The organism is Burkholderia sp. Bp9004 (assembly GCF_003858025.1).
In the GTDB taxonomy this organism is placed as follows: Bacteria; Pseudomonadota; Gammaproteobacteria; order Burkholderiales; family Burkholderiaceae; genus Burkholderia; species Burkholderia diffusa.
Genome location: NZ_QTQD01000005.1, coordinates 15,064 through 37,880, shown reverse-complemented (window position 1 = coordinate 37,880; position 22,817 = coordinate 15,064). Strand labels below are relative to the sequence as shown.

At 66.7% G+C, this 22,817-nt stretch carries 18 protein-coding genes; 7 read left to right on the top strand and 11 right to left on the bottom strand.

The window, feature by feature from the left end:
* Positions 1 to 160: 160 nt before the first annotated feature.
* Positions 161 to 922, top strand: coding sequence for a 2-keto-4-pentenoate hydratase (locus tag DIE08_RS07835; RefSeq protein ID WP_124625533.1), 762 nt, complete (start codon positions 161 to 163; stop codon positions 920 to 922).
* 168 nt (positions 923 to 1,090) lie between these two features.
* Here DIE08_RS07835 and DIE08_RS07830 read toward each other — a convergent pair whose 3' ends face one another.
* Positions 1,091 to 2,008 carry a LysR family transcriptional regulator gene (locus DIE08_RS07830; protein WP_124901527.1) on the bottom strand — a complete coding sequence of 306 codons (918 nt, stop codon included), beginning with the start codon at positions 2,006 to 2,008 and terminating at the stop codon, positions 1,091 to 1,093.
* Positions 2,009 to 2,117: 109 nt separating this feature from the next.
* Here DIE08_RS07830 and DIE08_RS07825 point away from each other — a divergent pair, with 109 nt between their 5' ends.
* Together DIE08_RS07825 and DIE08_RS07820 are read left to right on the top strand one after the other, a co-directional pair.
* Complete coding sequence (locus DIE08_RS07825; protein WP_124901526.1) at positions 2,118 to 2,717, top strand: FMN-dependent NADH-azoreductase; 600 nt, start codon at positions 2,118 to 2,120, stop codon at positions 2,715 to 2,717.
* Positions 2,718 to 2,850: 133 nt separating this feature from the next.
* A complete protein-coding gene (locus DIE08_RS07820; RefSeq protein ID WP_124901664.1) occupies positions 2,851 to 4,257 on the top strand; it encodes a 3-deoxy-D-arabino-heptulosonate 7-phosphate synthase in 1,407 nt (468 codons plus the stop codon).
* 207 nt (positions 4,258 to 4,464) lie between these two features.
* Here the strand turns inward: DIE08_RS07820 and DIE08_RS07815 are convergent, their stop codons facing one another.
* Together DIE08_RS07815 and DIE08_RS07810 are read right to left on the bottom strand one after the other, a co-directional pair.
* Complete coding sequence (locus DIE08_RS07815) at positions 4,465 to 5,301, bottom strand: alpha/beta fold hydrolase (RefSeq protein ID WP_059605832.1); 837 nt, start codon at positions 5,299 to 5,301, stop codon at positions 4,465 to 4,467.
* Between the two features lie 220 nt (positions 5,302 to 5,521).
* Positions 5,522 to 6,355, bottom strand: coding sequence for an oxidoreductase (locus tag DIE08_RS07810; protein WP_124901525.1), 834 nt, complete (start codon positions 6,353 to 6,355; stop codon positions 5,522 to 5,524).
* Positions 6,356 to 6,449: 94 nt separating this feature from the next.
* On the opposite strand from DIE08_RS07810, the gene DIE08_RS07805 reads away from it, so the two are divergent.
* The 3 genes from DIE08_RS07805 (at position 6,450) to fucP (ending at position 10,075) form a co-directional block, all read left to right on the top strand.
* Positions 6,450 to 7,421: an AraC family transcriptional regulator gene (locus tag DIE08_RS07805; protein WP_124901524.1), complete on the top strand. Its 972-nt coding sequence runs from the start codon at positions 6,450 to 6,452 to the stop codon at positions 7,419 to 7,421.
* A 312-nt stretch (positions 7,422 to 7,733) separates the two neighbouring features.
* A complete protein-coding gene (rbsK, locus tag DIE08_RS07795) occupies positions 7,734 to 8,660 on the top strand; it encodes a ribokinase (RefSeq protein ID WP_124901522.1) in 927 nt (308 codons plus the stop codon).
* Positions 8,661 to 8,701: 41 nt separating this feature from the next.
* Positions 8,702 to 10,075, top strand: a complete 1,374-nt coding sequence (gene fucP / locus DIE08_RS07790) for an L-fucose:H+ symporter permease (protein WP_124625542.1) — start codon at positions 8,702 to 8,704, stop codon at positions 10,073 to 10,075.
* A gap of 38 nt (positions 10,076 to 10,113) precedes the next feature.
* Here fucP and deoR read toward each other — a convergent pair whose 3' ends face one another.
* A complete protein-coding gene (deoR, locus tag DIE08_RS07785) occupies positions 10,114 to 10,884 on the bottom strand; it encodes a DNA-binding transcriptional repressor DeoR (protein WP_124625545.1) in 771 nt (256 codons plus the stop codon).
* Between the two features lie 146 nt (positions 10,885 to 11,030).
* Here deoR and deoC point away from each other — a divergent pair, with 146 nt between their 5' ends.
* The gene (gene deoC, locus DIE08_RS07780) at positions 11,031 to 11,711 is read left to right on the top strand and encodes a deoxyribose-phosphate aldolase (protein ID WP_124901521.1); all 681 of its coding nucleotides are present in this window, start codon (positions 11,031 to 11,033) and stop codon (positions 11,709 to 11,711) included.
* 146 nt (positions 11,712 to 11,857) lie between these two features.
* Here the strand turns inward: deoC and DIE08_RS07775 are convergent, their stop codons facing one another.
* From DIE08_RS07775 to glyA, 7 genes are all read right to left on the bottom strand, one after another.
* A complete protein-coding gene (locus tag DIE08_RS07775; protein WP_124901520.1) occupies positions 11,858 to 15,379 on the bottom strand; it encodes a pyruvate carboxylase in 3,522 nt (1,173 codons plus the stop codon).
* Positions 15,380 to 15,657: 278 nt separating this feature from the next.
* Positions 15,658 to 15,861 (bottom strand): hypothetical protein, encoded by a 204-nt coding sequence (locus tag DIE08_RS07770; RefSeq protein WP_124901519.1) that lies wholly within the window; start codon positions 15,859 to 15,861, stop codon positions 15,658 to 15,660.
* Positions 15,862 to 16,238: 377 nt separating this feature from the next.
* Positions 16,239 to 17,240, bottom strand: a complete 1,002-nt coding sequence (locus DIE08_RS07765; RefSeq protein ID WP_124901518.1) for a LysR substrate-binding domain-containing protein — start codon at positions 17,238 to 17,240, stop codon at positions 16,239 to 16,241.
* Between the two features lie 376 nt (positions 17,241 to 17,616).
* Positions 17,617 to 19,110 carry an aldehyde dehydrogenase gene (locus DIE08_RS07760; protein WP_124901517.1) on the bottom strand — a complete coding sequence of 498 codons (1,494 nt, stop codon included), beginning with the start codon at positions 19,108 to 19,110 and terminating at the stop codon, positions 17,617 to 17,619.
* A gap of 16 nt (positions 19,111 to 19,126) precedes the next feature.
* On the bottom strand, positions 19,127 to 20,458 hold the full coding sequence (locus DIE08_RS07755; protein ID WP_124901516.1) for an FAD-binding oxidoreductase: 1,332 nt from the start codon (positions 20,456 to 20,458) through the stop codon (positions 19,127 to 19,129).
* A 6-nt stretch (positions 20,459 to 20,464) separates the two neighbouring features.
* Positions 20,465 to 21,352: a dihydrodipicolinate synthase family protein gene (locus DIE08_RS07750; protein ID WP_124625558.1), complete on the bottom strand. Its 888-nt coding sequence runs from the start codon at positions 21,350 to 21,352 to the stop codon at positions 20,465 to 20,467.
* Between the two features lie 152 nt (positions 21,353 to 21,504).
* A complete protein-coding gene (gene glyA / locus DIE08_RS07745) occupies positions 21,505 to 22,800 on the bottom strand; it encodes a serine hydroxymethyltransferase (protein WP_124901515.1) in 1,296 nt (431 codons plus the stop codon).
* Positions 22,801 to 22,817 lie beyond the last annotated feature (17 nt).

Below are 22,817 nucleotides of genomic sequence, written 5' to 3'. Positions count from 1 at the left end.
ACGCGGCGTGCGGCAAAGCGCCACGCGCAAAAATCGGCGCGCCATCCCCGAGGCCGCGCCGGGCAACCGGGCGGCCATGCCGCCGAAAGCGCTATCATCGACGTTGCGACCTTCGTCCGGCCCTTTTTTTGCCGGCTCACTTTCAACTCGCTCAACCGACATGACAACGACTACCGAACGCGTGGACGGCGCCGCCCAGCATCTCGTCGCCGCCCGCCATGCCGGCGTGCCCGGCCCGCTGCTGCCCGACGCCTTGCGCCCCGAGAGCGTCGATACCGCGCTGGCGATCCAGCATCGCGTCGCCGACCTGCTCGGCGAAGCCATCGGCGGATGGAAATGCGCGCTGCCGCCGCCCGACCGCGTGATCGTCGCGCCGATCTTCGCGTCGACGATCCGCGAAGCCGATGTGCCGTATCGCGTCGTCGGCGGCCCGATCGTGCGGATCGAGCCGGAGATCGCGTTCGTGCTCGATCGCGACCTGCCCGCGCGCGCGCAGCCGTACGACGAGAGCGACGTGCGCGGCGCGATCCGCGAAGTGCGCATCGTGCTCGAGGTGCTGGGTTGCCGCTATGCGGAGCCCGCGCGCGCGTCGAAGTTCGAACTACTCGCCGACGGGCAGTTCAACCAGGGATTGTGCGTGGGCCCCGTCGTGCCCGATGGATTGAACGTGCCGCTCGAGACGCTCGCGCTGTCGTTCGAAGGTGCGCTGAATCGCACGATCGACGGCCGTCATCCGGACGGCGATCCGCTCAAGCCGCTCGTGTGGCTGGTCAATTTCCTCGCATCGCGCGGCGACGGCGCGCGTGCCGGCCAGATCGTAACGACCGGTTCGTATGCGGGCGCGATCGACGTGCCGATCGGCGACGCGCTGACGGTGCGCTTCGGCGAACTCGGCAGCCTGTCGGTGACGCTGACGGCCTGACGGCCGGCGGTGGGGAACGCGGCGCGTATCGTCGTCGGCGCGCAGCGGGGTGTCGGCATCGTCGCGCTGAACGACTCACGCGGGCCGACACCCGTCACATATTCATCGCTCGCCGCCGGCACGTCGCGCCGTTTCCGCGAGCCTGCCGCATGCGCGGCTCGCCGCACGCTACGCCTGCGCCTCCACCTCGGCCAGTCGCGCCGGCAGCTGGTTCACGAGCGCATCGACGGCCGCGCGCACCTTCAGCGGCAGGTGCGACGTATGCGGCCACACCGCGTGGATCGCATAGGTCACGCCCGGCTGATCCGGCAGCAGCTCGCGCAACGCGCCGCGGCGAATCTCGTCGCGCACCAGCCAGTAAGGCAGCCACGCGACACCGAGCCCCGCGACAGCCGCGTCCAGCACCGCGCGCAAGTCGTCGGAGAGCAGACGGGCCGTCGGCTGCAACTCCTCCGTCCGGCCACCGACGACCACTTGCCAGCGATGCATCTGACCGTGACGCGTATAGGCCAGCGCCTTGTGCTGCGCGAGCGCGTCGACGGTCGCGGGTTCACCGCAGCGTGCCAGATACGCCGGTGACGCACAAAAGGCCATCTTGTGCTCGCCGAGCGCACGCGCGACGAGGCCGCTGCTGTCGGGCAGCGCACCGACCCGCACCGCCAGATCGACGCGCTCCTCGACGAGGTCGATCGTCCGGTCGCTGAACGACAGGTCGAGATCGAGCTCGGGATGGTCGCGCGCAAGCCCGATCAGGATCGGCGCGACGCACAGATGCCCGAACAGCGCCGGCATCGACACGCGCAGCCGCCCCTTCATCTGCCATTTGCCGCTTTCGAGCAGCGCCTCCCCCGCGTGGATCTCCTCCACCGCGCGCAGGCAGTATTCATAGAACAACGCGCCCTCGTCCGTCAGGCTCTGGCTGCGCGTCGTGCGCTGAAACAGCACGACGCCCAGCCGCGCCTCGAGTCGCGCGATGCTCTTGCCGACCGCAGAACGCGTGATGTGCAGCGTCTCGGCGGCCTGCGCGAAGTTGTCGGCTTCCGCCGCGGCAACGAACACGGCGATGCCGTTGAGGTTGTTTCGCATGCAATTGGATCGATAAAGTCTACATTGACGGGAAATCTTATCGCTTTTTGAGACAAAAAGTGGATGATACGATCAGCCCCGTTGTTCATAGATGAACGGAGAGATCCCGATGGCCCGCATTCTCGTACTCAAGTCCAGCATCAACCGCGACCAGTCGCAAACCAACGCGCTGATCGACGCATTCCTCGCGCAACGCAAGGCCAGCGGGCACGCGGACAACGTGGTCGTGCGCGATCTCGTCGATCTCGACCTGCCGGTGCTCGACGGCAAACTGTTCCATGCGCTGCGCGGCGCGGAGAATCCGGGCGAGCGTGCGCGGCAGGCGGTCGCGCTGTCCGACGAGCTCGTCGCCGAACTGAAGGGCAGCGACCTGCTGCTGATCGGCGCACCGATGTACAACCTGAACGTGCCGACCCAGCTGAAGAACTGGTTCGACCTGGTGGCACGCGCACGCGTGACGTTCCGCTACACGGACACCTATCCGATGGGGCTCGTCGAAGGCGTCGACGCGATCGTGTTCAGTTCGCGCGGCGGCGTGCACGTCGGGCAGCCGACCGACGCCGTCACGCCGTACCTGCGTGCCGTGCTGGGCCTGATGGGCATCCATCAAGTCCGGTTCGTCTACGCGGAGGGCCTCGACATGAAGCCGCACGGCTTCGAAGCGGGGCTGGCGAACGCACGCAAGCAGATCGAAGCGCTCCACGCGTAACGCACGTCGGGCACGGCCCGCGCCACGCGAACGGCGGCTTCGCCGTGGCACACGATGCAGCATGTCGGCACTGCGTGATACCGTTGCACATCGCCCGTCACGCGCGAACCGCGTGCCCCTCCCGTCACTCGCCATGCCGCCGACACCGTTGCCTGCCCTGCTGGACGAAGTCCTGAGCACAGTCGATCGCCGCTACCGGCTGCCGCCGTTCGTGCGCGCATCGTCGCTGACCGATGCCGCGAACCCGGCCGCCATCATCGCCATCGTGATCGAGGAAGCGCGCCGGATGCACGCCGACGGCCTCACGCCCGCCCCGGCATTGCAACGCCGGTTCATCGACGCGCTCGCGCGGATGATCGGCGACGCGATGGACGCACGGTCCGGCGACCCCGCATTCCAGGCCGCGGTGCTTCGACATGGTGCCCCGGCCGTGCGCGAATACGCATCGCTCGCCTCGCATGCCGAGCAGGATCGGCGCACACTGCGTTCGGCCGTCAACACGATCGCGCATCCGGCCCGGCTCGAACGGCGTGCGCAGGCATGGCAACGCGAACCGCTCGCACGGCTGCATGCGGCCGCGGCGGGCGCGTCGTGGGACGCTCTCGATGCCACACTGCGCCACTTGCTCACGCAACCGGAGACGGCGGCCGACACCGCGTTCGAACAGGACATCGCCAAACTGAAGGACAGCGCCGCGCTTGCCCGACTGCAGCGTCTCGACGCATTGTTGCCGGATCCGGACGTCCAGCGGTACCGCACGCTGTGGAGCCGCCAGGGTCCGCTCGAAGGCAGCGCGCTCGCCGTCGCGCAAGGCGTCACGTCGCAACAGCGGGGCGCGGCCGTCGAAGCGCTGGCCGCGCAGGCGCTCGACGCCCTGGCCGCGCAGCTCGATGCGAGCGACGCGCACCGCACGTATCGCGTGGTCACGTCGATGCGCGTGCCGGCCTCGATACCCGGCAAACACGACCGCGCGAAAACCGAGTGGGATGCGGTGCTGCTCGAGCGCGCGCGCGGCGACGATCCGTCGGCCGCGTGGCACGTCCTGTTTCTCGTCGAAGCGAAAGCGTCCGCGGATGCCTCGACCACCGACCTGCCGCGCCTGCTGCGCGGCCTGAGCCTGCTCGCACAAGCCGATCCGGACACTGTCTATACGTTCGACACGCGCGAAGGCGCGGTACGCCTGCACGGTGCGTCGCTGCACGCACTGACGATCGACGACGCGTCACTGCAGCGCGAGGTGTTGTACTGCTGCGATGCATCGGCAGACCCCGCGCCGCGCCTGCTGGGGGCCGCAAGCCGGATGCAGTTGCTGTCGGCGCCGGCGAGCCTTGAATACGCGAGCGCGCTGGCGCAGCACGCGGATGCCGATCCGCACGGCCTCGGCGCCGTATGGCAAGCGTTGCTGGAACTGCCGTCATGGCGCGCAGTGCTGCATCAGTACGAATCGCTGCGGCAGGTTCGAGCGTTGATGGTGAGCGTCGACGATCTGATGGCCGCGATCGAAGGCGATGTCGGCGACAGCGCCGCAAACAATGCGTGACGTGTGACGCGCGCGGCGCGATCCGGCTGCACGCGCGTTGCCGCCGACGCACCGGTTCAGCGGCAAGACGACACCGCGCAGACTCAAGTCGACGCGGTGTCCCCGCTCCGCGCAACGCACAGGACACCGAATCAAATCGGCGCCGAGGCGACCGGCATGACCGGCCAGCGCGGCACAGCCCGCGAAAGCGGGCATGCAACGATAGCGTTACGACTGGATGAAGGCGAGCAGATCGGCGTTCAGCACGTCCGCATTGACCGTCAGCATCCCGTGCGAATAGCCCGGATACGTCTTCAGCGTGCCGTTCTTCAGCAGCTTGACCGACTTCAGCGCCGAGTCCGCGATCGGCACGATCTGATCGTCTTCGCCGTGCAGCACGAGCGTCGGCACCGAGATCGACCGCAGGTCTTCGGTCTGGTCCGTTTCCGAGAACGCCTTGATGCCTTCATAGTGCGCCTTCGCGCTGCCGATCATGCCCTGACGCCACCAGTTCTGGATCACGCCCTGGTGCACCACCGCGCCCGGCCGGTTGAAACCGTAGAACGGGCCCGACGGCACGTCCAGGAAGAACTGCGCGCGGTTGTCGGCGAGCGCCTTGCGGAAGCCGTCGAAGACCTCGAGCGGCAGGCCTTCCGGGTTCGCGTCCGTCTTCAGCATCAGCGGCGGCACCGCGCTGACCAGCACCGCCTTCGCGACACGTCCGGCCGGCTCGCCGTGGCGGGCCACGTAGCGTGCGACTTCGCCGCCGCCGGTCGAGTGACCGATATGAACCGCGTTGCGCAGGTCGAGCGCTTCGGCCACCGCGAACGCGTCCGCCGCGTAGTGATCCATGTCGTGGCCGTCGGAAACCTGCGCCGACCGGCCGTGCCCGCGGCGATCGTGCGCGACCACGCGATAGCCCTTCTGAACGAAGAACAGCAACTGCGCATCCCAGTCGTCGGAAGACAGCGGCCAGCCATGGTGGAACATGATCGGCTGCGCGTCCTTCGGGCCCCAGTCCTTGTAGAAGATGTCGACGTTGTCCTTCGTGGTGATGTACGGCATGGCTGCAGGCTCCTTTGAGGTAAGTGAACATACGTGCCGGCCGGCCACCCGGGCGGGTGTCGGTGACGAGCTGCGGCGCGGTGGCACACCGCGTCGGTCGACGCAGCACCTCAGTGTTGTAGCGGAAAACCGCGACCGTGTCATGAAGCCAATTACGTCGCGCCGTGCATCGGCACCCTGGTACTCACCGTGTGACGCGTCACGCACGACCGATCGCGCGTCAACCGTCCGTCGACACGGTCACCGCCCCCCATGTGCGAATTTCGTCTTCCAGCGCCGACCATTTGGCGCGCACGAGCCGAAGCGCATCGCTGCCGAGCAACAGATGGGCCGGCGGATGGTCCGCCGCGATGACCGCAAGCATCGCGCGCGCCGCCTTCGCGGGATCGCCCGACTGGCGGCCGTTTTTCTCCTCGCGCGCCTGGCGGATCGGATCGAAGAGCGCGTCGTAATCGGCGATCGAACGCGGCGTTCGCGTCATCGAACGGCCAGCCCAGTCGGTACGGAACGAGCCCGGCGCAACGGCAGTCACCGCGATGCCAAACGGCTCGAGCTCCTTGCCGAGCGTCTCCGAAATCCCTTCCAGCGCGAACTTGCTGCCGCAGTAATAGGCGATGCCCGGCATCGTGATGTGGCCGCCCATCGACGTGATGTTCAGGATGCGGCCGCGCCGGCGTTCGCGCATGAACGGCACGACGGCCTTCAACATCGCGACGGCGCCGAATACGTTCACGTCGAACTGTCGGCGCATCTCCGACAGCGGCGACTCCTCCATGATGCCTTCGTGTCCATAACCGGCATTGTTCACCAGCACGTCGACGGGCCCGACGCTCGACTCGATTTCCGCGACGACGCCGTTGATGCGCTCGAAGTCGGTCACGTCGAGCACGCGCCCGATGGCCGCACGTGGGGACAGCGCCTCGAACGCCCGTTTTGCCGCTTCGCTTCTCACGGTGCCGACCACCGTATGACCCGCGGCCAGCGCCGCTTGCGCGAGCGCACGGCCGAAGCCGCTGCTGACGCCGGTGATGAGCATGATGTTGCCGGATGCCATGTGAGCTTCTCCCGAATGTCGATCGAAGCATGCATGCTAGTCTGACGAACTAGGTCGAAGAAGCCCGATTCCGCTGAATTTCTTGCCTGAAACTATGAACGCCGCCTCCTCCTCGTCCCACTCGCCGTCGCTGCCCGCGCGCGGTCGCAAACGCCTGATCGCGTTGCTGCATGCGTTGGCGCCCGACGAAGGCTACAACCTGACCGCGCTACCGAGCGTGCGCATCCTGCGTTCGAACCGCGCGCTATCCCGCACGCCGGTGCTGTACGACCCGGGCATCGTGATCGTGTGCCAGGGCAGCAAGCGCGGCTATTTCGGCGGCGAACGCTATCTGTACGACGAGGACCACTACCTCGCCGTATCGGTGCCCGTGCCGTTCAGCATGGAAACCGACGCAACGGCGGAGCACCCGCTGCTCGCGCTGTATCTGCACCTCGATTTCCCGATGGCCGCCGAACTGGCCGCGCAGATCGATCGCGAGGGAATCGCCGAACCCGTGCAAGCGCCGAAAAGCATGATGTCGACGCCGATGGACAATGCGATGCACGCGACCGTGCTGCGGTTCGTCGAGGCGATGCACCGCCCGCTCGAAGCGGCGGTGCTCGGCCCCGGGTTGCTGCGCGAACTGTATTTCCGCGTGCTCACCAGCGCGCAGGGCGGCGCAATGCGCAGCGCGCTGGCGATGCGTGGACAGTTCGGCCGGATCGGCCGTTCGCTGCGCATGATCCACGCCGACTACGCGAAGTCGCTCGACGTGACGCAACTGGCCGGGGAAGCCGGCATGAGCGTGCCGAGCTTCCACAGCCACTTCAAGGCGATCACGCAGGTGTCGCCGATGCAGTACCTGAAGTCGACGCGGCTGCATCAGGCGCGCCTGTTGATGGTGCGCCAGGACCTGACTGCGGAGGCGGCCGGCCATGCGGTCGGTTATGCGAGCGCGTCGCAGTTCAGCCGGGAATTCAAGCGGCTGTTCGGCCTGACGCCCGCGCAGGAGACGAAGCGCATGCGCGCGCAGTTCGCGATTCCGGCGCCATTCGACGATGCGGTGTTCGTGTCGTCGCATTGACTGGCTGAGCCGCGAGCCGCACGTGTGACCTTCGCGGGCCCGATGCCCCGTGCGCGAACCTGGTCGGGACGCGCACGCTCGCCGCGTGCGGCGTCGCGCACCAGAGACCCGCCAGCGACTTCAGGATGAGCGCAGTCACGCCCCGGATGTCCTGCGTCTGGTGCGCCCAGTACCAGGCGCACCCGGGCCGATCCCACATAGTGACCCACATAACATCATACGATTGCATTATCACATTTGTTGTGATTTTATTATCATTCGTGGTGGCCGCCGTCGATCGTATACGCCCCCCATTCCAAGGAAGAGACGCAGATGGAGACAATCGCCGTCATCGGCAGCAACATGGTCGATCTCGTGACCTACGTCACACGCATACCCGCCCGGGGCGAAACGCTCGAGGCGCCGAACTTCGAGCTCGGCTGCGGCGGCAAGGGCGCGAACCAGGCCGTCGCGGCCGCGCGCCTCGGTGCGCGTGTCGTGATGGTCACGAAGGTCGGCGACGACATGTTCGCCGACAACACGATCCGCAACTTCGAGCGCGAGGGCATCGACACCACGCACGTGCGCAAGGTCGCCGGCGTGCCGAGCGGCGTCGCGCCGATCTTCGTCGAACCCGATTCGAGCAACAGCATCCTGATCGTCAAGGGCGCGAACCGCCACCTGACGCCCGCCGACATCGACGCGGCCGCGCCGCAGCTCGTCGAATGCGCGCTGATCGTGCTGCAGCTCGAGATCGAGCTCGACACCGTCTATCACGCGATCGAATTCGGTGCCCGGCACGGCATTCCCGTGCTGCTGAACCCCGCACCCGCCGTGGCCGATCTTGATTTCGAGCGGATCCGGTCCGTCGAATTCTTCGTGCCGAACGAGACCGAACTCGCGATCGTGTCGGGCATGCCGGTCGATTCGCGCGCGAGCGCCGCCCGCGCCGCCGAATCGCTGATCGCGCGCGGGCTCAAGCACGTGCTCGTCACGCTCGGCAGCGACGGCTCGCTGCTCGTGTCACGCGACGGCGCGCGGCACGTGCCGGGCGTACAGGTCGATGCGCGCGACACGACGGGTGCCGGCGACGCGTACATCGGCTGCTTCGCGCGCTGCTACGCGGCGACGCGCGATGCGATCGACGCGATGCGCTACGCGTCGGCCTACGCCGCGCATTCGGTCATGGGCCTCGGCACGCAGAAATCGTACGCCGACGCCGCGACGTTCGAACGCTTCCTCCGCGACGCCGGCATCTGAACGGCGCCTTCATCGACGAGACAACCGGGAAGGAGACACCCATGGGCCGTACCAGAATCGAACACGCCCCCGACGGCTATTACCTGAACCGCACGCCGCTCTTCGCGTTCACGCTGCTGTGCTGCCTGTTCGCGCTGTGGGGCACCGCCGCGAACCTGAACGACGTGCTGATCGCGCAGTTCAAGAAATCGTTCTTCCTGTCCGACTTCGAATCGGCGTTCGTGCAGTCCGCGTTCTATCTCGGCTACTTCTTTCTCGCGATTCCGGCCGCGACCGTCGTGAAGAAGTTCAGCTACAAGACGACGATCCTCGTCGGCCTGCTGCTGTACACGACCGGCTGCCTGCTGTTCTTCCCGGCCGCGTCGATGGCGAAGTACGGGATGTTCCTCGTCGCGCTGTTCGTGATCGCGGCGGGCCTGTCGTTCCTCGAAACCGCGTCGAACTCGTATTCGACACTGATGGGCCCGCGCGAAACCAGCACGCGGCGGCTGAACATCTCGCAGACGTTCTATCCGTTCGGCGCGATGGCCGGCGTGTACATGGGCAGCTTCCTGATCTTCAAGGAGGGCGATGCGTCGCATGCGCAGCTCGCCGCGATGTCGGCGGCCGAAGCCCACGTCCACCAGCTCGCGATGATCCAGGCCACGCTCGAGCCGTACAAGTGGCTGATCGTCGTGCTCGCGGGCGTGTTCGTCGTGTTTGCGCTCACGCCCTACCCGGCCTGCAAGGGCAACGGCCCCGGCGTGGCCACACACCGGATCGACGCGCGCGGCACGCTGGCGCGCCTGTTCGGCAACCGGCGCTTCGTCGCGGGCATCGTCGCGCAGTTCCTGTACGTCGGTGCACAAGTGGGCGTCTGGAGCTTCACCATCCGGCTCGCGATGCAGATCGGCGGCCTCACCGAGCGCGGCGCGTCGCACTACCTGCTCGCGACGTTCTTCGCGTTCTTCGTCGGCAAGCTGATCGCGACGCTCGTGATGAAGCGTGTCGGCCCGGCCAAGGTGCTGATCGTCTACGGCATCCTGTGCATCGTGCTGCTCGCGTACACGATCAGCGTGCACAACATCACGGCCGTCTATGCAGCCGTGGGCGTGAGCGTGTTCCTCGGCCCGTGCTGGCCGACGATCTATGGCCTCACGATCGACGGGCTCGGCAAGGACACCGAATACGGCGGCTCGATCCTCGTGATGAGCATCGTCGGCGGCGCGGTCGTACCGCTGATCCAGGGGCTGATCTCCGATCACACGGGCGGCAACATGCAGCTCGCATTCGTCGTGCCGCTCGCGTGCTTCGTCGTGATCGTCTACTACGGCTTCTACTGCCTGCGGCACCAGCCGGCGGCGATGCCCGACGCAGCCGCCGACGGCAACGCGCCCGCGCGCTATGCCGCTGCGCGCAACACGTCAGGAGCCTGACGATGCGAGGCGAGATCGAACTGCGCCGCCATGCTGCATCAGGTCACGAGCGCGATCCCGTGTTCGCGGATCGTCGTTTCGTACCGGCGGCTCAGCTGCCCGTCCGAGATCACGTAGTTGAAGTCGGTCAGCTCGGCGAAATAGGCCGCGCGCACTTCGTCGAACTTCGTGTGGTCGACGAGCAGGAAGCGGTTCTGCGCGCGTTCCATCACTTTCTTCTTCGCGTCGACTTCGTGGAAGTTGAAGCAGGTCACGCCGCAGCGGTCGCTCACGCCGGCCGCGGAGATGAACGCCTTCGACACACGCACCGTGTCGAGGATGCCCGTCTCGGCCACCGACTCGAACACCATGTTCTTGCGGTGATACACGCCGCCGCACAGGATCACGCTGCAATGCGGTTTCTGCTGCAGCTTCGCGAACACGTTCAGCGAATTGCAGACGGCGGTGAATTCGAGGTCGTCAGGGATGAAGTCGACGATGAACGGCGTGGTCGAGCCGCAGTCGACGAAGATCGTGTCGCCGGTCGTCACGAACTGCGCGGCCAGCTTGCCAATGCGGCGTTTCTCCTCGGTCTGCCGGTTGTTCTCGGCGCTGACGACGTACTCGCCGATGTCGCTGCGCTGCGCGGCGAAGTGGCGCGTCACGTAGCCGCCGATCAGGCTGAGGCCGTGCGGATTGTCCGCGAGGTCGCGTCGGATCGTCATTTCCGACACGCCGAACAGTTCGGCGACTTCCCTCAGATGAATCGCGTTCTGCCCTTGCAGCACATTCATCAGCGTCTTGATCCGTTCGCCCTTCTTCGTTTCCATGCCAGTATCCTGCGTACCCGTCGCATCCGTCGCTTGTCATGCCGGGCGCGTGGGCCCGGCCGGAATGTCGTATTTGTAACAAACCGATGTGAAAACATCAACTTTACGTGTGCCCTTCCCGCACACGATCCGTGGAGTCCTGAAACATGCCGCTTTCCAACGCCCAACTCGCTCAAACCATCGATCACACGCTGCTCGCGCCCGACGCGAGCGACGCACAGATCCGCGAACTCTGCCGCCAGGCGGCCGAGCATCGCTTTTACTCGGTCTGCGTGAATTCGGCGAACGTGCCGCTCGCCGCGCGCGAGCTGGCCGACACCGGCGTGCTTGTGTGTGCGGTGGTCGGCTTCCCGCTCGGCGCGGGCCTGTCCGCCGCGAAGGCGTTCGAGGCGTCGGCCGCGATCGCGGCGGGCGCGCGCGAGATCGACATGGTGATCAACCTCGGCGCGCTGAAGAGCGGCCGCGCCGACGACGTGAAGGCCGATATCGACGCCGTGCACCGCGCCTGCGGCACGGTGCCGCTCAAGGTGATTCTTGAAACGGGGCTGCTGACCGACGACGAGAAGGTGCGCGTGTGCGAGATGTGCCGCGACCTCGGCGTCGCGTTCGTGAAGACGTCGACCGGCTTCGGCCACGGCGGCGCGACGCTCGCGGATGTCGCGCTGATGCGCCGCACGGTCGGCCCCGTGCTCGGTGTGAAGGCGTCGGGCGGCGTACGCGACCGCGCGGCCGCGCTCGCGATGATCGAGGCCGGCGCGACGCGGCTCGGCACGAGTTCGGGGGTTGCGATCGTGACCGATCAGGGGGGGAGCGACGCGGTGTACTGACCGATGGCGGGCCGGCTGCCTGCGCGTCGGCGCGTAACGACGCGCAGGCAGCCGTCGCCGAACAGTTCGGCACGCCCCCCCGAGCAGGCGGTGTGCCGATTGCGATGCCCCGCCCGGTCACCACGCACGACCGATCGCGGCAACCCTCATTGTGTCGGGTCTTTCAACTCGATCAGCAGATCCTTCGCCGCCACCCGTTCGCCCGGCTTCACATGCACGGCCGCGATCTCGCAGTCGCGCTCCGCCGCGATGTGTGTTTCCATCTTCATCGCCTCAAGCGCGATCAGCGTGGTGCCGGCCGCCACGCGCTGCCCCGGCTGTACGGCCACCGTCACCACCGAGCCCGGCATCGGCGCGGCAACATGCATCGGATTCGCCGGATCGGCACGCTGCAGACCATGGCGCTCCTTGCCCGCCTGCACGACGCTCTTCTGCTCGACCAGCGCGGAACGCGACTGGCCGTTCAGCTCGAACAGCACCTTCACGATGCCGTCCTGCGCATCGGCATGCTGGCCCTGCAGCGATACGAGCAGCGTCTTGCCCGGCTCGATGTCGATCGCCACTTCCTCCTGTGGCTGCAGGCCGTACAGGAACGCGGACGTCGGCACGACCGACGTGTCGCTGTACGCGCGAACGTGCGCGTAATAGTCGACCGTCTGTTTCGGATACATCAGGTAGGACGCGAGTTGCCGGTCGTCGAGCGGTTGCTCGCACGCGACCTCGGCCTGCTTGCGTGCCGCGTCGAGGTCGACCGGCGGAATCTGGTCGCCGGGACGATACGGTGCCGGCGGCTCGCTCTTGAGCACCTTGCGCGACAGTTCGGCCGGAAAGCCGTCGGGCGGGAAGCCCAGCTCGCCCTTGAACAGCGACACGACCGATTCCGGGAACGCGATGTCCTTGTCCGGATTGCGCACGTCGTCCACGCTCAGGTCGTTCGCGACCATCATCAACGCCATGTCGCCGACCACCTTCGACGTCGGCGTGACCTTGACGATGTCGCCGAACAGCCGGTTCACGTCCGCATACGCGCGCGATACCTCGGTCCAGCGATGATCGATGCCGAGCGAACGCGCCTGCTCGCGCAGGTTCGTGTACTGGCCGCCGGGCATCTCGTGACGGTAGACGTCAGCCGTGCCCGCGCGGATCTCGGATTCGAATGGCGCGTAATACCGGCGCACGCCTTCCCAGTACATCGACGCTTCGTGCAGACGGTCCTGATCCAGCCCCGGATCGCGTTCGCCGCCGGCCAGCGCCGCCGCAATGCTCGACAGGTTCGGCTGCGACGTGAGCCCGCTCATCGCGTCGAGCGCGCCGTCAACCGCATCGCAGCCCGCACCGACTGCCGCAAGCACCGACGCCGCGGCGATGCCGCTCGTGTCGTGCGTATGGAAATGCACGGGCAGCCCGGTTTCCTCCTTGAGCGCCTTCACGAGCGTCGCGACCGCCTGCGGGCGGCAGATGCCGGCCATGTCCTTGATGCCGAGCACGTGCACGCCGGCCTGCTGCAGTTCGCGCGCGATGCCGACGTAGTACTTGAGGTCGTACTTCGAGCGCGACGTGTCGAACAGATCGCCGGTGTAGCAGATCGCGCCTTCGCACAGCATCCCGCTCTCGCCCACCGCATCGATCGCCACGCGCATGTTGCGCACCCAGTTCAGCGAATCGAACACGCGGAACACGTCGACGCCGGCACTCGCGGCCTGCTGCACGAAGAAGCGCACGACGTTGTCCGCGTAGTTCGTATAGCCGACCGCGTTCGAGCCGCGCAGCAGCATCTGGAACAGGATGTTCGGCACGCGTTCGCGCAGCAGCGCGAGCCGCTCCCACGGGTCTTCCTTCAGGAACCGCAGCGCGACGTCGAACGTCGCGCCGCCCCAGCATTCGAGCGAGAACAGCTGCGACAGCTCGCGCGCATAGAACGGCGCGATCGGCAGCATGTCGGCGGTGCGCATGCGCGTCGCGAACAGCGACTGGTGCGCGTCACGCATCGTCGTGTCGGTCAGCAGCACCTGCTTCTGGTCGAGCATCCAGCGCGCGAATTTCTCGGGACCAAGCTCACGCAAGCGATCGCGCGTGCCCGCAGGAATCGCCACGGCCGTATCGATCTTCGGCAACACCGGCTTCGGCAACGGCAGAGCCGGTAGCGTGCGACCGCTCATCTCGGCGTTTCCGTTCACGTTCAGCTCGCCGAGATAGCGCAGCAGCTTCGTCGCGCGATCGCCACGCTTCGCGAATGCGAGCAGCTCCGGCGTCTTGTCGATGAAGCGCGTCGTCACGTCGCCCGCGATGAAGGCCGGGTGATTGATCACGTTCTCGAGGAACTGCAGGTTCGACGTGACGCCGCGAATGCGGAACTCGCGCAGCGCGCGATCCATCCGGTGGATCGATTCGGCGGCCGTCGGCGCCCAGGTCGTCACCTTCACGAGCAGCGAGTCGTAGTACGGCGTGATCACCGCGCCGCCATAGGCGGTGCCGGCGTCGAGGCGCACGCCGAAGCCCGCCGCGCTGCGATAGGCCGTGAGCCGCCCGTAGTCGGGCAGGAAGTCGTTCTCCGGATCCTCGGTCGTGATCCGGCATTGCAATGCGTTGCCGTTCAGCGGAATCGCCTGCTGTTCCGGCACGCCTGCCGCACGTGCGACAAGCGCGCCGTCGCCGTCCGTTGCGTCCTCGGCGAGACCAATACGGGCGCCTTCCGTGATGCGAATCTGCGCCTTCACGATGTCGATGCCGGTGATCATCTCGGTCACCGTGTGCTCGACCTGGATGCGCGGGTTCACCTCGATGAAGTAGAACTGGCCGGTGTCGGCATCCATCAGGAATTCGACGGTGCCCGCATGCGTGTAACCGACCGCGCGCATCAGGCGCAGCGCCGATTCGCACAGCGCCTGCCGGCCCGCGTCGTCGAGATATGGCGCCGGTGCGCGTTCGACGACCTTCTGGTTGCGTCGCTGCACCGTGCAGTCGCGCTCGTACAAATGGACGACCGTGCCGTGCAGGTCGCCGAGCACCTGCACCTCGACGTGCCGCGCATTGCGCACGAGTTTCTCGACGTACACCTCGTCGTTGCCGAATGCGGCCAGCGCCTCGCGCCGCGCGACAGGCAGCAGGGTTTCGAGGTCCTGAGCGTTTTCCAGTACGCGCATCCCGCGTCCACCGCCGCCCCAGCTCGCCTTCAGCATCAGCGGATAGCCGACCTCCGCGGCCAGCGCCCGGCACGCGTCGAGATCGCCCGGCAGCGGCGCGGTCGCGGGCATCACCGGCACGCCGGCCGCGATCGCCGCATTGCGCGCGGCAACCTTGTTGCCGAGCGTGCGCATCACGTCCGGCGACGGGCCGATCCAGCGGATGCCGGCGTCGATCACGGCCTGCGCGAAGTCCGGGTTCTCGGACAGGAAGCCGTAACCGGGGTGAATCGCGTCGACCTTCGCCTGCCGTGCGACACGCAGGATGTCGTCGATGTCCAGATACGCGGCGAGCGGCTTCTTGCCCTCGCCGATCAGGTAGCTCTCGTCCGCCTTGAAGCGATGCAGCGCGAGCCGGTCTTCCTTCGAATAGACCGCCACCGTACGCATGTTCAGTTCGGCGGCGGCACGCATTACGCGAATCGAGATTTCCGAGCGGTTCGCGATCAGGATGGACTGGATGGGGGTAGGCGTCACGGCGGCCATGGATAGTAAAGAGTTGAATTGAGCTCGCCGACGCGCCGTCCTCCACCCGCCTGCCTCGCTGGGCGGCGTGCGGATTCTCGCGTCGGTCAGTCGAGGTTGCATCGTCCCGGCTTTCGCCAGTCGACATGTTCGCCAGATCGCCGGACAGCCGCTATCGACATCGCGACGACGAATAGCATCCAACCGACCAGCCGGAAATAAGGGACCGGCTCGCCGGCCGGTTCGGTCGCCGGTCTAACCACGGCGAGCCCGTGGCACGACCTGCGCTCGCGGGAGGATCAATCGCGGGGATCGAAAAGCGGCGCGTGATCCATCCAGTCGTAGCCTGGTGTTCCTTTCGCCCAGGCCCAGTTCGTGTCGAGGCGGCGTGCGCCGACCCATCCGGGCGTCAATGCGGACCGATTGGCGTCCGCCAGGCGTTCCTGCGCATCGCAATGCGCGTCGCCGTCAGATACGGTGCTTCGTTTGTCGTAGTCAGTCATTGCATCACCTTACGATTGAAAATCGGCGGCATCCGTCGAACTGTCGGGTTCGTTTCCGTTTATCCGGAAAGATCCGTCAAACGAGCGGACATCCAGCATGTCGCTCCGGTAATGCAAAAAGCAGGCCACATCGAGAATGGAACGGACGGCGTTGATGTACCGTGACCGGCCGCGAGGCCCGGCGCCGCACCGCGTCAAATATGGAACCGAAGTTTCAATTCTGAAATCGACGCCGTATCAAGCAGGTCGTGAACGAACCACCCCCAGCCAAGCGCGACGCCGTGTCCGTAGCGCGCTGTCCTGCCGCAGCCACGCCGGAGAGCAAACGGGAAAGACTTCCTTGTCGAACAGCGCGATCGAGCGATGCAGCCGATGCGCTAGCCCGCGATCTCGACGCCGGTGTCGAGCCAGCCGCGCATCATCACGCCGACCTCGTTGCTCAGCCACTCCCGGAACATCCGATACTCCGGGCGCGGCTGAGCATTCCGGTGCGTGATCAGGTAGTGATGGCGATCGCGAAACACCAGCACGTCCTGCACCGGCCGCATCAGGATGCCCTGGTCGATCTGCCGGTGCACGAGGTGATGCCAGCCGAGCAGCGTGCCCTCGCCGGCCTCGGCCTGCGCGACGAGCAGCCGGTAGTCGTTGCTTTCCAGATACTTGTTCTGACTCAGCATATCGGTGCCGTCGCTCTGCTGAAACCAGTTGCGCCACACGCGCCAGTCGACGTGCTCGCACACCTGCGCGCGGCCGAGCATCGACAGGTTCAACGTCGGGCTCGACAGCAGGTCCAGCGGCTTCAGCGACCGGCCGTGGAAATGCCGCTCGTGAAACGACGGGCTGCAGACTGGATACACGATGTCATGAAACAGCGGCTCGGATTCGAACTCGGGCTCGCGCGGCGGGTTCTTCGTGATGATCACGTCGGGCTCGATGAGCCCGTCGAGCTCCATGAAATGTTCGGTGACGATCACGTGCAGCTGGATATTCGGAAACTGCTCGCGAAACGCGGGCAGCCGCGACGACAGCCACAGCGCCGAGAACGTGTGCGACACGCAGACCATCAACGCGTGCTTGTCGGTGCGCCGCACGGCCTCCGCCGCCTCGGCGATGTTCATGATCGACAGATACGACGCGTTGTAGAGAATCCGTCCGGCATCCGTCAGCGCGATGTGCCGGCCGGTGCGCTCGAACAGCGCAACGTCGAGCGAATCCTCGAGTTCCTTGATCTGCCGGCTGATCGCGGCCTGCGTCACGCACAGCACCTCGGCCGCCTGGGTGAAGCTCTCATAGCGCGCCGCCGTCACGAAGCACCGCAGCGCGCGAAGCGACGGCATCTGCGCGAGAAGTCGGTCGGCAAACAATTGCTTCTTCAACATGGCTTTCACTCTCAAAACGGAGGTCGGACGCTGCGTCGACGCACCCGTCGACAACAGTCCCGCACGCTGGCCGCGGGCTGTCTCATCGCAAACCATTCAATTATCCGAATATTGCAGCTTGCGCGTCGGCCGGGCGGCTGACAAGGGCGGCCCGGCCGCCGCAACAGCGTCGCGACGACGCCATTTTCGATCGATTGTGCACCGCGCCGCCATTATCGGAAGCGATTACGGGGACTGCAAGTCGCACATCGGTTCGGCAGCCGCAAGGGTCGCCGCTTGTCGCGCTGTGCGCGACTCCCGCAGGCCGAACGACCGGCGACCATGCGGGCGACGCATGGTTCGGCGCACCATCGCGCGTCGTGCCCGGCCCGCGCACTCAGTCGAGCTTCAGCCAGGTGGTCTTCAGCTCGCAATATTGATCGTGCGCGTAGACGGACTTGTCGCGCCCGCCGAACCCCGATTGCTTGAAGCCGCCGAACGGCGTCGACAGGTCGCCTTCGCCGAAGCAGTTCACGGTGACCGTGCCCGCGCGAATCCGCGCGGCGATCTTGTGCGCGCTATTCACGTTGTCGGTCCACAGCGACGCGGCCAGCCCGTAGCACGTATCGTTCGCGATCCGCACCGCATCGTCGACGTCGTCGTACTCGATGAAGCACACGACCGGCCCGAACACTTCGTCGCGCGCGATGCTCATCTCCAGCGTCACCCGGTCGAAGATCGTCGGTTCGACGAACCAGCCGCCGGTCTCCGCGAGGATCGCGCGGCCGCCGCACACCACGTGCGCGCCTTCTGCCTTCGCCTTCTCGATATGGCCGAGCACCTTCTCGTAGTGCTTCTGCTCGATCAGCGCACCGAGCTTCACGTCCGGGTCGAGCGGATCGCCGGTCTTCCAGCCGGCGAGCACGGCCTGGATCTTCTCCAGCAGCTCGGCCTTGCGGCTCGACGGCACGAGGATCCGCGAGCCGGCGCTGCAGTTCTCGCCCATGTTCCAGAATGCCGCTGCGACCGCCTGCTCGGCCACCGCGTCGAGGTTCGCGACGTCCGGCAGGATCACCTGCGGATTTTTGCCGCCGCACTCGAGCACGACGCGCTTCAGGTTGGTGTCGGCCGAGTAGTGGAGGAAGCGCTTGCCGGTCGCGGTCGAGCCGGTGAACGCAACGAGATCGACGTCCGGATGGCGGCCGATCGCCTCGCCCGCTTCGCCGCCGAACCCGGTCACGACGCTGAACACGCCGGGCGGCACGCCGGCTTCCAGCGCGAGATCGGCGATGCGCAGCGTCGACAGCGACGTCTGCTCGGCAGGCTTCACGACCACGCTGTTGCCGACCGACAGCGCCGGGCCGATTTTCCACGCTAGCATCAGCGCCGGGAAATTCCACGGCAGCACGGCGCCGACGACGCCGATCGGTTCGCGCGTGATCATGCTGACGACGCCGGCGCCGGACGGTGACAACGCGTCGTAGCGCTTGTCCGTCACTTCCGCGTGCCAGCGAATGCACGCGGCCGATTCGGGAATGTCCAGCCCCAGGCATTCGCCGATCGGCTTGCCGGCTTCCAGCGCCTCGAGTAGCGCGAGTTCCTCTGCATGCTCGTCGATCAGCTGCGCGAGGCGCAGCAGCACCGCCTTGCGATGCGCGGGCGCGGCCTTCGACCAGACACCCGACTCGAACGCGTCGCGCGCGGCCGCGACCGCGCGATCGACATCGCGCTCGTTACAGCGCGCCACTTCCGCGAGCACCTTGCCTGACGCCGGGTTGAGCGTCGCGAACGTCTCGCCCGACGCCGCCGCGCTGCGTTGCCCCGCGATAACCGCGCGGCCGTCGAGCGACAACGCACTCGCCTTCTGCTTCCAATCCTGATGGGTCGTCATGTCGTTTCCTTGAAAATCAAAGCTCGGCACCTGCCGAGAATTCCTTGGCCCAGATCGTCGCCGACACGGCCAGGTCGACGATCGGTCGGACCGGCAGCGGGCGCGGATGCGGCTGCTTTAGCAGCTGCTGCACGAGGCTGTTCGATTCGCCGAGCGCATATTCGGCGATCAGCTTGCCGGACGACGATCCGCGGCTCAGCCCGAGGCCGTTGCAGCCGATCGCCTCGTAGAGACCGTCGGCGCGCTTGCCGAACAGCGCGCCGTTGTTCGCGGACAGGCACAGCGGCCCGCCCCACGTATATTCGAGCTCGACGCCGCCGAGCACCGGGAAGCGGCGCGCGAACGAGCGCTGATGCAGATGCCGCGCCTTCGCCAGATCAGCCGCAGACACCTTCACGTCCGGCCGGAACGCGAAATGGTTGCGCACGCAAATGCGATCGGTGATCAGGCGCCGCACGGTCGTGCCCATCGGATCAGCCGGAATCACCGCCCACGAGCGCGTGCCGCCGAGCTTCGCGACTTCGTCGGCACTCATCGGGCGCGTGAGCGACGCAAACGTATAGACCGGCAGCAAGCCGTTCGAATGCATGCCGAAAGTCGCCGCGTACGCGTTCGTGCACAGGATCACCTGCTTCGCGACGATCGTGCCGCCGGCGAAATGCAGCACGCGCGTGTCGCCGCGCGGCTCGATCAGCGTGACCGGGCTGAGCTCGAACACCGTCACGTTGTCCGGCTGCGTGGCCGCGAGCCCGCGCATCAGCGCAGCCGGCTGCACTGTGCTGCAGCCAGGCGTGAACAGCGCGCCCGTGTAGAAGTCGGTGCCGGTCACAGCCTTGATCGCGGCTTGGTCGAGCCATTCGAATGCTTCGCCGATGCGGGTCAGGCCGTCGGCAAAATGCGCGAGCGCGGCGGCGCCCTTCTTGTTCGCCGATGCGTGAAATTTGCCGTCGTCGCGCCAGTCGCAGTCGATGCCGAAGCGCCTCACGATGTCACGCACATAGTCGATGCCGTGCCGCTGAAACCGAACGTCGGCGCGATCTTCCTCGATGCTGCGTGAGTAGCTTTCGCTGCTGATGTCGTGCGGCAGGTCGACGAAGAATCCGGAATTGCGCCCGGCCGTCGTGCGGCCGATCCGGTCGGCCTCCACGAGCGCGATGGACGCGCCGGGCGCGAGCTCCGCGAGCCGCCGGGCCGCGCACAGCCCGGTGATGCCGCCGCCGACGACGACCCAGTCGAACCGGCTCTCGGACGCGACGGTGCGGGCGTCCGTCGCGGGCGGCAGGCTCTCCCACCAGCCATTCATCCCGTCTGGCGCCGGAAACCGCGCGAATTCCACACTCGTGCTCATGATGAATTACCGGCGCTCGCGCAGCAGCGGCTTCACGAGCTTCGCGAACGCGTCACGCTCGTCGCCCGACAGCGCGCCGAGCGGTGCGCGCGCGACGCCTACCGGCAAGCCGGCCAGCTCGCACCCGTAACGCACGTACTGAATGAACTTGCCGCTGCGCTCGAGCAGTTCGAGCACCGGCAGCAGTTGCGCCATCAGATTGCGGCCGGTCGCGAAATCGCCGCGCGTCACGCATGCGTCGAACAGGTCGGTGTGCGCTTCGGGCAGGAAGTTCGATGCGCCGCCGACCCAGCTGCGGGCGCCCCATGCGAAGAACTCGAGCGCCTGGTCATCCATGCCGCAGCTCAGCACGAGCCGGCCGCCGAAATGCGTGGACAGGTGATGCAGATGCGCGATGTCGCCGGTGCTTTCCTTCATCGCGACGAAATTCTTGCGCTCGAGCAGCGTTTCGAGAATTCCGTCGCCGATTTCGGTGCCGGTGCGCGCCGGGAAGTTGTACAGCATGATCGGCATGTCGAGCGCGTCGTCCACGGCGAGCAAATGCGCGAGCAGTTCCTGCTGGGTCGGTTGCGCGTAATACGGCGCGGCAACGAGCAGCGCGTTCAATCCCGCGCGTTTCGCTTCGCGGCCGAGACGCAGCACTTCCTTCGTCGTCGTCGCATTGATGCCCGCGGTCAGGAACGTCTTGCCGCCGGCTGCGGCCGCGACCGTGTCGAACGTGCGCACGCGCTCGTCGAAGCTCAATGCATAGTATTCGCCCGTCGTCCCGCCGATGCCGAGGCCAGACACGCGGCCGGCGAGATCGGCCGCATGCCGGCCAAGCAGTTCGTGATCGATTTCGCCGTCCGCGTCGAACGGGGTGACCAGCGGTGTGTGTACGCCCTCGAAGCTCATTTCGATTCCTCATTCAGGTGGGTGCGCCAGGTTCCCGCCGTCAGGCGGGAAACCGGCAATTCGACTCAATGTCGTCGGCACGTTGATGCATGCGCGACGACCGGTTAGCTACGTTATCCGAACGATGTTCCTGACCCGGTCCGCTTCCGCGCTCAGGCGAACACCTCCGCATGCGCGTAGATTGGAAACTGGTTGCACAGGTCGCGCACGCGCGTGCGCACCGCGCGCTCGACCGCTTCGTCGCCGGCCGGGTCGCGCTCGATCGCGTCCAGCACGTCGAGGATCATTTCGCCGATCTGCTCGAACTGCGCGATACCGAAACCGCGCGTGGTGCCGGCCGGCGTGCCGAGCCGGATGCCAGACGTGACGGTGAAGTTTTCCGTATCGAACGGAATGCCGTTCTTGCTGCAGGTGATGCCTGCGCGCTCCAGCGCCTTCTCTGCCTGCGTGCCGGTGATGCGCCGCGAACGCAGGTCGACCAGCAGCAGGTGGTTGTCCGTGCCGCCCGTGACGAGCTTCAGGCCGCCTGCCGTCAGCACGCCCGCGAGCGCCTGCGCATTGCGCAGCATCTGGTCGATATAGCGGGTAAATTCGGGGCGAAGTGCTTCCGCGAATGCCACGGCCTTGCCCGCGACGACGTGCATCAGCGGCCCGCCTTGCAGCCCCGGAAAGACCGCCGAATTGATCTGCTTCGCGACCTCGGCGTGGTTCGTCAGGATGAAGCCGCCGCGCGGGCCGCGCAGCGTCTTGTGCGTGGTGGACGTCACCACGTCCGCGAACGGCACCGGGTTCTGATGGTGGCCGGCCGCGACGATGCCGGCGATGTGCGCCATGTCGACCATCAGCTTCGCGTCGACGCTGTCCGCGATCTCGCGAAACGCGGCGAAGTCGAGCGCGCGCGGATACGCGGAATAGCCCGCAATGATCAGCTTCGGGCGATGACGCTCGGCGAGCCGGCGCACGTCGTCGTAATCGATGCGCAGCGTGTCCGGGTTCACGCCGTACTGCACCGCGTTGAACCATTTCCCCGACAGCCCGGCCCGCGCACCGTGCGTGAGGTGGCCGCCCGCATCGAGCGACATGCCCATCACCGTGTCGCCGGGCCTGGCCAGCGCGAGCATCACTGCACCGTTTGCCTGCGCGCCCGAGTGCGGCTGGACGTTCGCATGGTTCGCGTCGAACAGTGCGCACGCGCGGTCGATCGCGAGCGCCTCGATCCGGTCGACATGATCGCAACCGCCGTAGTACCGCCGGGACGGGTAGCCTTCCGCGTACTTGTTCGTCAGCACGGTTCCCTGGGCTTCCAACACCGCCGCGGACGCGATGTTTTCGGACGCGATCAGCTCGATCTGGGTTTGCTGGCGACGCAGCTCCAGTGCGATCTCCGATGCGATCACCGGATCTCGGCTCTGGAGGGTTTCGGAAAAAAATCGGGCGTTCTCGTTCACTTGGTGACTCCGCGGCG

Excerpts from the sequence above, each read along its gene's own strand:
- DIE08_RS07835 (WP_124625533.1), top strand. The coding sequence starts at position 161 with ATGACAACGACTACCGAACGCGTGGACGGCGCCGCCCAGCATCTCGTC.
- DIE08_RS07830 (WP_124901527.1), bottom strand. The coding sequence starts at position 2,008 with ATGCGAAACAACCTCAACGGCATCGCCGTGTTCGTTGCCGCGGCGGAA.
- DIE08_RS07825 (WP_124901526.1), top strand. The coding sequence starts at position 2,118 with ATGGCCCGCATTCTCGTACTCAAGTCCAGCATCAACCGCGACCAGTCG.
- DIE08_RS07820 (WP_124901664.1), top strand. The coding sequence starts at position 2,851 with ATGCCGCCGACACCGTTGCCTGCCCTGCTGGACGAAGTCCTGAGCACA.
- DIE08_RS07815 (WP_059605832.1), bottom strand. The coding sequence starts at position 5,301 with ATGCCGTACATCACCACGAAGGACAACGTCGACATCTTCTACAAGGAC.
- DIE08_RS07810 (WP_124901525.1), bottom strand. The coding sequence starts at position 6,355 with ATGGCATCCGGCAACATCATGCTCATCACCGGCGTCAGCAGCGGCTTC.
- DIE08_RS07805 (WP_124901524.1), top strand. The coding sequence starts at position 6,450 with ATGAACGCCGCCTCCTCCTCGTCCCACTCGCCGTCGCTGCCCGCGCGC.
- rbsK (WP_124901522.1), top strand. The coding sequence starts at position 7,734 with ATGGAGACAATCGCCGTCATCGGCAGCAACATGGTCGATCTCGTGACC.
- fucP (WP_124625542.1), top strand. The coding sequence starts at position 8,702 with ATGGGCCGTACCAGAATCGAACACGCCCCCGACGGCTATTACCTGAAC.
- deoR (WP_124625545.1), bottom strand. The coding sequence starts at position 10,884 with ATGGAAACGAAGAAGGGCGAACGGATCAAGACGCTGATGAATGTGCTG.
- deoC (WP_124901521.1), top strand. The coding sequence starts at position 11,031 with ATGCCGCTTTCCAACGCCCAACTCGCTCAAACCATCGATCACACGCTG.
- DIE08_RS07775 (WP_124901520.1), bottom strand. The coding sequence starts at position 15,379 with ATGGCCGCCGTGACGCCTACCCCCATCCAGTCCATCCTGATCGCGAAC.
- DIE08_RS07770 (WP_124901519.1), bottom strand. The coding sequence starts at position 15,861 with ATGACTGACTACGACAAACGAAGCACCGTATCTGACGGCGACGCGCAT.
- DIE08_RS07765 (WP_124901518.1), bottom strand. The coding sequence starts at position 17,240 with ATGTTGAAGAAGCAATTGTTTGCCGACCGACTTCTCGCGCAGATGCCG.
- DIE08_RS07760 (WP_124901517.1), bottom strand. The coding sequence starts at position 19,110 with ATGACGACCCATCAGGATTGGAAGCAGAAGGCGAGTGCGTTGTCGCTC.
- DIE08_RS07755 (WP_124901516.1), bottom strand. The coding sequence starts at position 20,458 with ATGAGCACGAGTGTGGAATTCGCGCGGTTTCCGGCGCCAGACGGGATG.
- DIE08_RS07750 (WP_124625558.1), bottom strand. The coding sequence starts at position 21,352 with ATGAGCTTCGAGGGCGTACACACACCGCTGGTCACCCCGTTCGACGCG.